This is a genomic window from Plectonema radiosum NIES-515 (assembly GCF_025753815.1).
GTDB lineage: Bacteria > Cyanobacteriota > Cyanobacteriia > Cyanobacteriales > Nostocaceae > Hassallia > Hassallia radiosum_A.
This window is the reverse complement of record NZ_JAOWRF010000297.1, coordinates 22,218-35,693: the sequence shown is the minus strand read 5'-3', so window position 1 is coordinate 35,693 and position 13,476 is coordinate 22,218. Positions and strand designations below refer to the sequence as shown.

The 13,476-nt window shown below is 40.7% G+C and carries 13 protein-coding genes; 8 read left to right on the top strand and 5 right to left on the bottom strand.

Features of this window, described 5'->3' with window-relative positions:
• Positions 1-230: 230 nt before the first annotated feature.
• Positions 231-1,124 (top strand): beta-carotene hydroxylase, encoded by an 894-nt coding sequence (gene crtR / locus OGM63_RS20875; RefSeq protein ID WP_263747570.1) that lies wholly within the window; start codon positions 231-233, stop codon positions 1,122-1,124.
• Between the two features lie 608 nt (positions 1,125-1,732).
• Here the strand turns inward: crtR and OGM63_RS20870 are convergent.
• Complete coding sequence (locus OGM63_RS20870; RefSeq protein ID WP_263747569.1) at positions 1,733-2,878, bottom strand: serine/threonine-protein kinase; 1,146 nt, start codon at positions 2,876-2,878, stop codon at positions 1,733-1,735.
• A gap of 228 nt (positions 2,879-3,106) precedes the next feature.
• Here OGM63_RS20870 and OGM63_RS20865 point away from each other — a divergent pair, with 228 nt between their 5' ends.
• The gene (locus tag OGM63_RS20865) at positions 3,107-4,174 is read left to right on the top strand and encodes a PstS family phosphate ABC transporter substrate-binding protein (RefSeq protein WP_263747568.1); all 1,068 of its coding nucleotides are present in this window, start codon (positions 3,107-3,109) and stop codon (positions 4,172-4,174) included.
• Positions 4,175-4,295: 121 nt separating this feature from the next.
• On the opposite strand, the gene aroH is transcribed toward OGM63_RS20865, so the two are convergent.
• From aroH to OGM63_RS20845, 4 genes are all read right to left on the bottom strand, one after another.
• The gene (aroH, locus tag OGM63_RS20860) at positions 4,296-4,661 is read right to left on the bottom strand and encodes a chorismate mutase (protein WP_263747573.1); all 366 of its coding nucleotides are present in this window, start codon (positions 4,659-4,661) and stop codon (positions 4,296-4,298) included.
• Between the two features lie 75 nt (positions 4,662-4,736).
• Positions 4,737-5,558 carry a signal peptide peptidase SppA gene (gene sppA / locus OGM63_RS20855; protein WP_263747567.1) on the bottom strand — a complete coding sequence of 274 codons (822 nt, stop codon included), beginning with the start codon at positions 5,556-5,558 and terminating at the stop codon, positions 4,737-4,739.
• Positions 5,559-5,604: 46 nt separating this feature from the next.
• Positions 5,605-6,798, bottom strand: coding sequence for an RNA-guided endonuclease InsQ/TnpB family protein (locus OGM63_RS20850; RefSeq protein ID WP_263747566.1), 1,194 nt, complete (start codon positions 6,796-6,798; stop codon positions 5,605-5,607).
• A gap of 288 nt (positions 6,799-7,086) precedes the next feature.
• Positions 7,087-7,383: a hypothetical protein gene (locus OGM63_RS20845; protein WP_263747565.1), complete on the bottom strand. Its 297-nt coding sequence runs from the start codon at positions 7,381-7,383 to the stop codon at positions 7,087-7,089.
• Positions 7,384-7,832: 449 nt separating this feature from the next.
• Here OGM63_RS20845 and OGM63_RS20840 point away from each other — a divergent pair, with 449 nt between their 5' ends.
• The 6 genes from OGM63_RS20840 (at position 7,833) to tnpA (ending at position 13,246) form a co-directional block, all read left to right on the top strand.
• Entirely contained in the window at positions 7,833-8,621 is a 789-nt protein-coding gene (locus tag OGM63_RS20840) for an MlaE family lipid ABC transporter permease subunit (RefSeq protein ID WP_263747564.1), read from the top strand.
• A 106-nt stretch (positions 8,622-8,727) separates the two neighbouring features.
• On the top strand, positions 8,728-9,114 hold the full coding sequence (locus OGM63_RS20835; protein ID WP_263747563.1) for a DUF3119 family protein: 387 nt from the start codon (positions 8,728-8,730) through the stop codon (positions 9,112-9,114).
• Between the two features lie 246 nt (positions 9,115-9,360).
• A complete protein-coding gene (locus OGM63_RS20830) occupies positions 9,361-10,614 on the top strand; it encodes a DUF3086 domain-containing protein (RefSeq protein ID WP_263747562.1) in 1,254 nt (417 codons plus the stop codon).
• A gap of 239 nt (positions 10,615-10,853) precedes the next feature.
• Positions 10,854-11,552, top strand: a complete 699-nt coding sequence (gene plsY, locus OGM63_RS20825; protein ID WP_263747561.1) for a glycerol-3-phosphate 1-O-acyltransferase PlsY — start codon at positions 10,854-10,856, stop codon at positions 11,550-11,552.
• 123 nt (positions 11,553-11,675) lie between these two features.
• Positions 11,676-12,140, top strand: coding sequence for a Uma2 family endonuclease (locus OGM63_RS20820; protein ID WP_318528514.1), 465 nt, complete (start codon positions 11,676-11,678; stop codon positions 12,138-12,140).
• Between the two features lie 671 nt (positions 12,141-12,811).
• Positions 12,812-13,246: an IS200/IS605 family transposase gene (tnpA, locus tag OGM63_RS20815; RefSeq protein WP_318528513.1), complete on the top strand. Its 435-nt coding sequence runs from the start codon at positions 12,812-12,814 to the stop codon at positions 13,244-13,246.
• Positions 13,247-13,476 lie beyond the last annotated feature (230 nt).

Genomic DNA, 13,476 nt, shown 5'->3' with positions numbered 1-13,476 from the left:
GAGAGGGGGGGAGAGAATATTAAGTTTTGAATTTTCCTTGTCTCCCTTGTCCTCCTTGTCCCCCTGTCCCCCCTCTCTTCCCATCTCCCCCGTCAGGGGTTTGTCACAGAATCATATCGTTATTCAGCTACAGATATCCTAAAATGGGGATAAATCTTGCTACACAAAACTTTATTATTAATGAGTTTGCATGGTAATGATGACAAAATTTGATTAACAAGGAGTTAAAAATGGTAACCTCGGAGGCACAAAAGCCACTGACAGTCCCACCGAAGGAATTTTTGGCGCCTCCGGGTGATTTAAATCCCACGCTGCTAATGTTTTTAACGGCAGTGACAATGTTTGTTTTATCTAACTTTGGTTACTGGATGTGGGGATGGCAGCACTGGTTATGCTTTAGTGTGAATACGATCGCTTTGCATATAGCCGGCACGGTGATTCACGATGCTTGTCATCAATCTGCCCATCGCAACCGGGTAATTAATGCCATTTTGGGACATGTCAGTGCCTTGATGCTCGTTTTTGCCTTTCCTGTGTTTACACGGGTACATTTGCAGCATCATGCTCATGTGAACGATCCAGAAAACGACCCAGACCATTATGTATCCACTGGGGGACCGCTGTGGTTGCTTCCAGTCCGCTTTTTATACCATGAGGTATTTTTCTTTCAGCGACAATTGTGGCGCAAAAATGAGCTGATGGAATGGTTTCTCAGTCGGTTGTTTGTGGCGGCAATTTTCTATATCTCAGTTCAATACCACTTTTTGGGTTATGTTCTCAACTTTTGGTTTATACCTTCAGCGGTAGTTGGGTTAGCACTGGGATTATTTTTTGATTATCTGCCGCATCGTCCTCATCAAGAGCGCGATCGCTGGAAAAATGCCAGAGTTTACCCCAACCGAATTCTCAATCTCCTAATTATGGGGCAGAATTATCACCTAATTCATCATTTGTGGCCCTCTATTCCCTGGTATAATTACCAGCCCACGTATTATATGATGAAACCCCTTTTAGATGAAAAAGGCTGTCATCAAACTTCCGGACTGTTACAAAAGAAAGACTTTTTCGAGTTCGTTTACGATATCTTTTTAGGTATTCGCTTTCATCACAAAAAAGTAGAATAATAGCGTAGAGACGTTCCATCGGAACGTCTTTACTAAATATCCCAGTTAAAATATAAGAAGAGTAAATAGATGCTCTTAAATAGACAAACGTCGTGGAAAAAAATGTAGAGACTATTCTGTGCTACGTCTCTACAAGGCTTGTGGACAATGCATATTTGTTTGTCTAATGTCGTAAGGGCTTCAGCCCTTAAAATGCTATAAGCGGTAAACCGCTTACTACGAGCATAGTATATTTTCTGTTTAATTACGCCCACTTACTTATTTATAAAACACCCACAGGTAAATACTTTGTAGTAGTTCATGGCAAAGATAGGGGTAACAAAAAATGAAAATTTGGATGTTGAGTGCCCTTGGGCTTTTAGTTGTTAACTTATTTGTAGTTGCAATTGTGGCATTTTTAATTCACAGAGATAGTACACAATTAAACCATAATCAATCACAAAGCCAACAAAGCGAAATAAGTAGCTGGACATAACTACATATAAAAAATATTTCGTAGTGAGCGATTTATCGCTCAAGCATTTTAAGGACTAAAGCCTTTATCCAAAGCTGACGTTTAATTTACTTCTCTTACTTTTACACAAATTGGGTTTAAGAATTAGCCAAAATTAACGAAAAAGCCCTGATGGTTTCGGCTGGGAATTTTCGACTTGAGCAGGAGCAATTATTTGCAAAGACCAATAACTTACAAACATAAGAATTAAACCAGAAACCCCACCGATTAGTAAGCCCATTATTAAAGCATATTTATTAGAAAAAATAGAAATAGTCGTATCATTTGTATTATTGTTTAAAAGTGGTGCTGATACCTCCGATTCAAAAACTTGATTAGAGTTGTCTGTAAATAAAGGTATTTGAGATTCAAATTGAAAGTCTTCTGATAGTAAAGTAATATCTGACTTATGAAGTGGCATATATAAATTTCTCAGTGGCAAAAGCGCTTCTAGCGCTTCTCTTGCCGACTTATATCTATCTTTAAAGTGATAATGTACCATATTATTAATTACCGAAGCTAGCTGAGGATTAACCTGAGTTAGATGTTGCCAAATTAGCTCACCTGTATTGCGATCTTCTGGTAATTGGGTTGGATGTATCCCCGTTAAAGCTTGGATGCCAATTATGCCTAAAGCATAAATATCGCTATTAGGACGTGGTTTACCTCGCTGTTGCTCGTGCGGCATGTAGCCGGGAGTGCCGATGGCGATGGTAGAATATTCAACAGGAATAAAGTTTTCTTGACCTTTAATCAATTGATTCCCAATTGGCTTGACAGCACCAAAATCAATCAGCACTAACCGATTATCCTGCTTTCTTCTAATAATATTACTCGGCTTGATATCTCGATGAATCATTCCCTGGCTGTGAATAAAATTTAGGATAACCAAAACTTCTTCGAGTAGTTGAAAAACTTTTTTTTCCGACCAACGTTTCCCAGGCATAAATTCCGCATTTAGGGGATGCCCTTCAATAAACTCTTGGACTAGGTAAAACTCCAGATTGTCTTCAAAAGAAGTCAAAAGATGAGGAACCAAATCATAATTGTTCAGTTTTTTTAGAGCTTGTACTTCTCTAGTAAATATCCTTCTACGAATTTCTATCGGGATGGAACATTGACTGCTGGGTAAGAAATGTTTAACTATGCAGATGGGATGCTCAGGCAGATGAGTGTCTTGAGCCATGTAAGTTCGACAGAATAGACCTTGACTTAAAACTTGGACAACCTGGTAACGTTGTTTTAGTAACTGGCTTAACATGTTACGATCTACCTAACGGTTGTATTAAGTAATTTTACTTAAAAAAACATATCTAGAAAATTCATATATAGTTTTTATCTAAGAATTACGTAAATTATCTACAGTTTATTTAAACTTCATAAAAAGTGTATCTAGCTTTTGCAGGAGGTTTAGAAGGTAGGTAAATTGAGCAGTGAACCCAAAGTTGAGATTAAGTACTCATAATTAAGCAAATTGCAGGAAGAAAAAATGAAGAATCCTAGCAAAAAAAGTCTCCCACTAAGCAAAGATGCCCAACAAATGATCAGAGGTCTGATATTTGGTGAACTACTTACAATTGTAATAATTGGTGGACTGTGGTTGTGGCTCAGACCCCGCTTGTGGGTCAACAATGGTACTTTTTCTTTGTCTGGTCAAGGTGCAAATACTACCTCTATTTCTGCGACTTCAACCTTTCAAACTGTTACTGATGTGCCAATTGGAGTATTCAAATACGGTGGAAGTACGGCTTGGGCACCGATTAGGCAACTCGTAGATTCTTATATTCAAAACACTCGTCTTGAACTGCAACTCCAATATGTAGACCCTCCTAATGGTAGCCCAGGTTCCGGAGCCGGTATTAAAATGTTGCTTGATGGGAAATTAGATTTTGCTGAATCTTCCCGTCCCCTGACTGCCGAAGAGTATGCGATCGCTAAACAGCGAGGTTTTACACTTGAGCAACGCGAAGTTGCTACTGATGGAGTAGCAGTAGTAGTTAACCAAGCACTTAATTTACCAGGCTTAACCGTTGAGCAGTTGCAGCAAATTTATTTAGGGCAAATTACTAACTGGAAGCAAGTAAAAGGACCAGACTTGCCGATTATTCCTTTGTCGCAGCAGCCAGAGAACGCAGATACAGTATTATTTTCTGACAAGCCAGAGTTAAAACAGGCGCTAGGTTCTAATGTTCAGTATGTCTATTCTACCACGGAAGCACTACGCCGAGTCAGTAAAACTCCTGGTGCTGTATATTACGGTTCTGCGCGGGGTGTAGTACCTCAGTGTAGTGTCAAGGCTTTGCCCCTCGGTCGGGTGTCTACGGAGCTAATTTCTCCTTATCGTGAACCGTTGATACCTTCAAATCAGTGTCCGCAAAAGCGCAATCAGGTTAACACTGAAGTTTTCAAGAACGGTAGTTATCCAATAAGGAGCAAATTATTTGTAATTATTAAGCAAAACAAGGGTCGAGAAGAGAAAGTGGGGGAAGCTTATACTAGACTTTTGCTGACTGACGAAGGAAAAAAGGCGATCGCTCAAGCTGGGTTTATCCCCTAGTTCGTAGTGAGCAGTTTACTGCTCATAACTTCGGTTTTAAGGACTGAAGTCCTTACTACGTTTAGGAGTGTTTAGGAGCGTTTGCTTAATAAAAATTTATAATTAACTAGAGAAGTTGGGACTAACTCCAGTCTGGTCGCAAGCTGGCAGCGTGACGCAAATAGACATGGTGAATTGGATCGGAGGGTGGGAGGTATGCGTGAACTAGAAAACGGACGCAACGTTCCAAGCTACCCTCAACGTGCATTTGCTGCACATCTAACATTGCTACATTATCCCAACAAGGACGAGATCGTGCGATCGCCGCAGGAAAAATGGCATCCAAATCATGTGTCACTGAGAAAGTAACACTAATCATGTCTGTTGGATGTAGGTGATTCCGTTTTTCCAGTTCATCTAACAGCTCTATAACCGCTTCACGCATTGCCTCAACGGTATTTTCCGCAACGGTTGTTGCTCCGCGAATAGCCCGCATTCGCCACTCCACGCCAATTTCCTCCTTCATTAATCATTAGCCACTAGTCAAAAGTCATTAGACCATTGACCATTGACCATCGACCATTTATGGTCGATACAACCACAAAGGCTGACCGCTGGTGGACATTTCAAATTCCATCCAATCAATCCTAGCCTTTAATCCTGACGAAATTTTAGCGCTTCCTGGTAGCAAGCGACTCAATAACGGTTTAGGTTCTTCTAAGGTGTAAGTGAGTGTTTTTTCTGGATCAAGACCAACTAGTTCTGCTGTCCAACGTCGCGCATCTTCTTCTGTTCCCAGTCGGTCTACAACACCCAACTCTAAAGCTTGCTGTCCGGTAAAAATTCGACCATCGGCGAAACTTCTTACAGTTTCTTCGGCTAAATTCCGTCCTTCGGCTACTGTTTGCACAAATTGTTGGTAACTTGTGTCGATTAACTCTTGCAGGATGTTTTGTTCTGGTTCAGTTAGTTCCCGGTCGAATGACAAAATGTCTTTGTAAGGACCGGACTTAATTACCTTAAAGGAAACACCGATTTTTTCTAGCAAGCGTTCCAAATTATTGCCACGCAAAATTACACCGATACTACCTGTAATTGTACCAGGGTTAGCAACGATGTGCTCGGCTCCTACACCAATATAGACACCGCCAGAAGCGGAAATATTACCAAAACTAGCGACAATTTTGATTTTTTCACGCAAACGCTTCAAAGCGCTGTAGATTTCTTGGGAATCTCCTACTGTACCACCAGGACTGTCAATGCGTAGCAGCAATGCGGGAAACTTGCGTTCCTCTACAGTTTTAAGGGCTTCTAAAACACGTTTGCGAGTAGCACTGGCGATCGCTCCGGTAATTTCAATCCGAGCAATTTGTTTTTGAAACTTAGACTTAAAGGGCCATACCATGAGCAGTCAAAAACCTCGTTCTAAACTTAATATGAACTACCCCACCCTATAGAGGGATGGGGTTTCCAACTTCGCAGGGAATTGCATCTAGCAAAACCGAAGTTTTACCAGGTTGACTTACATTCCCTCCATTGGCTGTAGACCTGGTTCCCAAGTCTAATATCCGCAAGGCTTCATTTTTGATGTTCGTAGCCGCATTGATATCTCTATCATGATGGGTTTGGCACTTGCTACACGTCCAATTCCTGATATCCAATAACAAGCTATCTATCTTGTTGAAGCAAACGCTACAAGTTTTTGAAGAAGCAAAAAATCTATCCACCTCTAGATAGGTTTTTCCGTCCCACTCTGACTTGTATTTAAGCATGGTACAAAATTGTCCCCAGCCACAATCACTAATAGATGACGCTAAATTACGATTGCGTACCATGCCTTTAATATGAAGATTTTCCACTGCAATAACTTGGTTTTCGTTAACTATCTTGCGGGATAGCTTATGGAGAAAATCTTCTCTTGCTCTTGATATTTTTGAATGTACTTTCGCTACTAGCTTTCTGGCTTTAACTCTGGTGTTGCTTCCTTTTTGTTTTCGAGCAAGGCTTTGTTGTTTCTTCTTGAGGTTGCGGGCATATCGTTTAGTATGACGTGGGTTGTCAAACTTGCTCCCATCGCTAGTAATGCAAAAATGAGTTAGTCCTAAATCAATCCCTACTGCTTTCCCTTCAACTTTATGTGCAGGAATCTCTTGCCGATTATCAACTAAAATCGAGGCATAATATTTGCCGTCCGGGAGTTGGGAAACCGTAACAGTTTTGATAATTCCTTCAATTGGACGGTCTTGCTTGCAATAAATAGATCCAACTTTGCCTGGTAACTTCAGATAATCCCCATCTAGCTTGACGTTAGATGGATAACTACTAGACTGCCTACCATGCTTAGATTTGAATCTGGGGAAACCTGCTCTTTTCTCAAAGAAGTTTTTGTATGCCGTCGATAGATTCAGAGCCACATACTGCAAACATTGAGAATAAGCATCAGTTAGCCAAGGATATTCTTTTTTGAGATTTGGTAATAAACTCCCAATAGCACTTCTTGATAAACCTTTCCCAGAAACTTTGTAAGTTTCTTGGCATAAGTTCAAAGCATAATTCCAAAACCAGCGACAGCTGCCAAAGCTTTTTGCTAAAGCTATTTGCTGCTCTGAAGTTGGGTACAATCTGAACTTATAAGCTTTGTACATTATCAGAATTGTTTATTAATGATAAAACTATACCACAAACAAGAAAAATAATGTCGCTTGCCTAACGGCACGCTTCGCGAACGCGGTTTATTTGTTGGTCGCTATCCATCCCCACCGTGCAGACGGACTCTTGAATTTCGCGACATTTAGGTTAAATTAATATTTAAATAATAATTAAATTTTACCAATCCTTTTATAGATAAGGATCAGCAGCTTTTTCAAGTTTTTTTTATCTATTTTTTAGAAGTTATGCAATTTACCAGCTTACTCAAATGCTGTTTGCCGCACTTAAGAATCATTTCGCAAAATTTGATACCTGTAATAAACATAAGTGTCAAATAACGCACCAACGAAACTACAAGTTAAACAAATTACAAATATTCCGCGTAAGGGAGTGCCACTGCCAAAGGTTGCAAGAAAACGGATAATCGGGAGTGCGATCGCCTGACTCACATCTTGTACACCTGGAAACTTACCGATGAGGGATAGAGAAAACAAACAAACCCCCACCAGAAACAAAGGAGCAACAAAACTAAAAATAATCGTCAACAGCAAAGAGCGGAAAAAGTTAGTAAAAATAGTCATCTTCGGACAGGCTCCGTAAGTGAATCGGTAAAACCCATATACCTGTATGTCACTTTCTACAATAAGTGCGATCGTCCTCCCATAGACAATATGTCAAAAATCTTAAGTTTTCATTAAAATAATTATCTACCACTTTTACTAGATGCTAAGAGCATCGATAATACCGAAAATTATTAGAACCCTAGAAAAATAAAGCTTTCCATCAAATATTGCCGCATTTAATTGCCTCACAAGCAACCTCACAGACGCTTAGTATTCTGAGAGGAGCTTTAAGAAGAGTTAATATTCTGCCCAAGGGGGGAGGGGGGGAGTGGAGGAGGGGGGGATGCTCCCGATTTTTCCTTCCTGGGAATCAACAAGGCTCCCACTAACTACTAACCACTAACTACTAACTACAAATAACTGACTTTCGCTATTCTTAAGGCAGTTACTGAGTTAAGTTGTAAACTTTGAGCAAGACTACATCCAAATTCAGCTTAGGAGTATGGAGTCAGCGATTGCTGGCAGCAATTCTTTTAGGTGGACAGGTATTAGTTCACCTAATTAAGGGCAAAATCCATCGGCGCAACACCTTAGAGCAAATGGCAGCGGTGGGACCCGATTCGCTCTTCATTGCTTTATTGACGGCTGTTTTTGTAGGTGCGGTGTTTACCATCCAGGTAGCGCGGGAGTTTATCAATTTTGGGGCAGGAAACGTCGTCGGCGGAGTGTTGGCGATCGCCTTAACAAGAGAACTCTCACCGGTGCTGACAGCGGTAATTTTGGCAGGACGAGTCGGTTCGGCATTTGCAGCGGAAATCGGCACTATGCGCGTCACAGAACAAATTGACGCCCTGCTAATGTTAAAAACCGATCCGATTGATTACTTAGTAATTCCCCGCGTCATTGCTTGCGGCTTCATGCTGCCAATTTTAACTCTTTTGTCTTTAGTCACAGGCATGTTGGGAGGATTGATAGTTGTGACGAATATATACAACCTCTCGGAAACGGCATTTTTAGATTCGGCTCGTAACTTTCTCGGCATTTGGGATATTTGTAGCGCTTTGATTAAAGCGTCTTGCTTTGGAGTTTTAATTGCCGTCATTGGTTGCAGTTGGGGGATGACGACAACCGGAGGAGCCAAAGGTGTGGGACAATCAACCACAACTGCGGTTGTTACCGCTTTGTTGATGATATTTGTGTTCAACTTCTTTCTTTCTTGGTTAATGTTTCAGGGAACCGGCAAGGGATTAGGGTAAGAGTACGAAACTGTCGGTTCTACCGGAGCATTAACGCCGGACGCCTTGTGTCTCCCCGCTCTAGAATATGAATAATATCTACTAAATTAAAGCAGGATTTGAGACTGTGACTAAAACCTATGCTCAATACGCAGCATCAACCGTAGAACTTAAGCCTAGTTACAATATACCTGTAGTGCTGGTTATTGCTGCGATTCCTCTGATTTTGGTGCAACCAATAGTCGGAGGTGCGATCGCCCTTTTTGGCTTGTTTCTCATGTTTCAAGCAGTAACTCTGCGTTTGCAATTTACTGCTACAGACTTAGATATTTACAGAGGTGAAAAATTAATTCGCCGCTTTCCTTACCAGGAATGGCAAAATTGGCGTATCTTCTGGAATGGGGTTCCTATATTGTTTTACTTTAAAGAAGTCAAAAGTATTCACTTTTTGCCGATTATATTTGACCCCAACACCCTAAAAACTTGTCTGGAAGAACGTTGTCCACGTATTTAGTTCTCAGTGCTGTCAAGTCCAAAGTCAGCAGTCTATTGACCATTGACCCTTGACCATTGACCCTTGACCCTTAACTCATGACTGCGATCGCAAGTGATATCATGTCTGGTAAATTACTTACAATTGTAAAGACGTTCGGTCCGGAACGTCTCTACCAAGGTTGCGATGTTTTTATTACTGTTAATTAAACCGACATGATATGAATTGTAATATTTCACTCCTATCTATAATATTGCATTATTGTTTATGAACCCTGAGGAATCTCAAACTCCAGAACCTATTAATGAGTCATTAATGGAAAAACAAGAACCAAGCCCTGTAGTTGAACATCCAGAAAACTCATCTGCTGAGTTAGTGGGTAAAACTCAAATACAAAGTCAGATAACCCAAACACCAGAAAACTCAAATTTTGATTTGCCTACACCGCAAGCGCAAAATCTGACTGCTGAGTCAACAGAAGATTCATCGACACCTACCTTTCTCAACTCAAAAATAGAAGCATCAAAAGATAATTCACTGATAGAGTCAGCAGCGCAACGACTAGTAGAATTGCAACGTACTGAACTAGCTCTAAAAGAAGAAATAGCTAACTTGCAAACTTCTTACAAAACTCTTCAAGCGCAAGTGAGTGATACCCAAATAACTATGGGTAAAGTAGTGCAAGAAGCTTTGATGCAATTAGAACAACGCAAACAAGCGCTACAAATTTCTGTAGAACAATTGGAAAGGCGTCAAGAACGCATCCGCAACGAAATGCGAACCACTTTTGCAGGTGCTTCTCAAGATTTGGCAATCCGGGTACAGGGTTTTAAAGATTATCTCACTGGTAGTTTACAAGATTTGGCATCAGCAGCAGAACAGTTGCAATTAATGCCGACTGTTAGAGAACGGGAAAAAGTCAGTGTCAAAGAGACTAAATCAGTAGATATTGAGCCAGGAATGCCTCAATTTGCCCAACAGCAGTTTCAAGATACTACAAAGCAAATTCGCCGCTTAATTGACCAATACCGCACCAAACCAGATTATTATGGACCTGCTTGGCAGCTGCGCCGCACTTTTGAGCCAGTACATGCCGAACGAGTTTCTAATTGGTTTTTTAGCCAAGGGGGACGCGGTGCTTTGCGGACGATGAATAGCCGATTGCAAAATATTCTGATTTCCTCAGCGGTGATTTCGATATTACACAAATTGTATGGCGATCGCCTCCGCACTTTGGTATTAGCAAATACACCAGAACGCTTAGGTGATTGGCGACGCGGCTTGCAAGACTGCCTAGGAATCGGTCGCCCAGATTTTGGACCCGACAAAGGCATGGTATTGTTTGAAACAGCCGAAGCGTTAGCGCAAAAAGCCGATCGCTTGACAAAAGCAAATCAACTACCCTTAATTATAATTGACGATTCTGAGGAGCAAATCAGTTTAGGATTATTACAATTTCCTCTTTGGTTGGCGTTTGCTCCTGACCCGAAAATGATGCGAAATTCTGATGATGACTATTAAGAGTTGGGAGTGAGGAGTTGGGAGTTAGGAGTTAGGAGTTAGGAGTGAGGAGTTGGGAGTTAGGAGTGAGGAGTTGGGAGTTGGGAGTTGGGAGTTTGGAGTTGGGAGTTGGGAGTTGGGAGTTGGGAGTTGGGAGTTGGGAGTTGGGAGTTGGGAGTTGGGAGTTGGGAGTTGATACGACAACTAACAATTAACTTTGAATGCGTGAATACGTGAATGCGTGAATGTGTGAATTTTTTATGGCTATTTGGTTGACTTTGTGCGGAGCAATTGTGATTGTAGCTTATTTGCTGGGTTCGTTTCCCACTGGTTACATCGCAGTCAAGCAGTTAAAAGGTATTGATATTCGCTCAGTTGGTTCTGGTTCAACTGGGGCAACTAATGTGTTAAGAACTTTGGGTAAAGTACCGGGAGCGATCGTTTTACTGATTGATGCTTTCAAGGGAGTATTAGCGATCGCTCTGGCTTACTCATTATTTAACTATCCGCCTTTACAAAACTTTATCCCCCCAACGGTAGATGCAAATTTATGGCAACCGTGGGTAATAATTTTAGTTGGGTTAGCAGCGATATTAGGACACAGCAAATCAATTTTTTTAGGGTTTACTGGTGGTAAGTCAGTTGCGATCAGTTTGGGTATTTTATTAGCGATGAATTGGCAGATAGGCTTGGCTACAGCGGGGGTATTTGCGGCTGTAATTGCGATATCGCGGATTGTGTCTTTGAGTTCAGTTTTGGGTGCTGTAGCTGTTCCAATTTTCATGACACTTTTACATCAACCTTTACCTTACATTTTGTTTGCTGTAGCTGGTGGATTGTATGTGATTTTGCGACATCGCAGCAATATTGAGCGTTTGCTTGGTGGTACTGAACCAAAAATTGGGCAAAAGGTGGAAGCGGAAGCGGAAGAAAGTTTAAATTCGGCTGGGACAACTTAAGGTAAAATTATAGCGTTTAAAAACGCAGAGTAGCGCTGAGTAAGCGCACTCGTAACGCAGAGTTTTTAGTTTATTTAATTGGTGACGAATTTGTGCAATTTTGCACTTAGGAGGATGGATATTATGGTTAAGGTAAGTATAGAAAAAGAACTTACTTTAGAAGAATTTCTGGCGCTTCCTGAAGATGATGTAAACTATGAGTTTGTTGATGGTTATGCAGTAGCGAAGGTGTCACCAAAGTATTTTCATTCGACTTTGCAAAGAGCTTTATTAATCCTTTTACATATATGGTGTAAAGGTAAAGGTAGAGTCGGTTCAGAATGGGCAATTTTGTTAAAGCGTCGTGGTAAAGATTGGGCACCTTTACCGGATGTGACGTATATTTCTTATGAACGATTGCCCAAAAGTTGGAAACGTAATGAAGCTTGTCCAGCAATTCCGGAATTGGTAATTGAAATTATCTCTCCAGACCAAACAATGAAGGAGTTTGAAGACAAAGCAAAAGATTATTTTGCGGTGGTCGTTTCACGAGTTTGGATTGTAGATCCGGAAGCGATAAATATTAAAGTGTTTTTCTCGGCTGACTAAAGTCAAGTTTATACAGATACTATGCCGATTGTTGATGCGCTCCTTCCTAGTTTGGAATTAACAGTTAGGCAAATATTTGAAGAGGCAGAGTTAATTTGATTTTTGGGTGGTTTCGGATTTGGTTGAGTCTACCCACCTGGGAATTCATTCCCAGGCTAATAGTTAAAGTCGGCTTAAGCCGATATTTTGATTTGCGATAAGCGTTGAAATAAATTTTAGGCTGAAAATTAAACTAGTTAAAATAACTTGAAATTGTTACCTAGTCATATGAGCGATGACTTAAGCTATTAGCCCGAAATTTATTTCCGGGTGGGATGGAAGGCTAATTGAGAATCTGGCAAGATATCAGTTTAAGCCGACTAGAAGATTACAATCTCGGTATTATCAGCCTACCCACCTGGGAATGAATTCCCAGGCTAATAGCTAAAGTCGGCTTAAGCCGACTAGAAGATTTTCATCTTAGTTTGATTTGGTAAAAATCGCGGGAATACTAAATGGAGGACATTTATCGCAAAAAAACACCTTTGCTTGAGTCTACTTGCCTAGGAATGAATTCCCAGTCTAATAGCTAAAGTCGGCTTAAGCCGACTAGAAGATTTTCGTCTTAGTTTGATTTGGTAAAAATCGCGGGAATACTAAATGGAGGACATTGCAAACAAAAAATTACTTTCATGGCACTGTGGCGACTTTACTATCATCTCATTTGGGCGACCAAAGAACGTCAGCCGTTAATTACTTGCGATCGCCAAAGCCAACTTTATGGTTATATAATTGGCAAATCGGATGAACTGGGTAGCATTATCCATGCAATTGGCGGTGTAGAAAACCACATTCATCTAGTGGCTTCCATTCCTCCTAAACTTTCCATCTCTGATTTTGTCCAAAAAATCAAAGGTAGTAGCGCTCATTATCTCAATCATCTCTCCCCCTTACAAGATGCGTTTGGTTGGCAACGGGGATACGGCGTTTTTTCTTTAGGAAGTAAACAACTTGAGCAAGCTGTGGATTATGTGAAAAATCAGAAGGAACATCATTCAAATGGCACTACAATTTCATCTTTGGAACGGCACAATCATGAAGATGATAGTCCAAAAGCTACCAAATAAATGATGGGATTTGAGCATAGTCAGCTTAAGCTGACTTCAGCTATGAGCCTCAGAATTCATTCTGAGGCGGACTTGTGGCTTTGAGCAATTCTCTCAAAGGTCATTTTACGTCTTCTTGTTTCAAAAATTCTGTATATTCGTCTAATCCTTCTTCAGTAAATTCAGTAGAGTTGATTTGAAATACTTCAGATCCCCAACTTATCAAAGAAGTCGGGCATCTTGTTTATCGT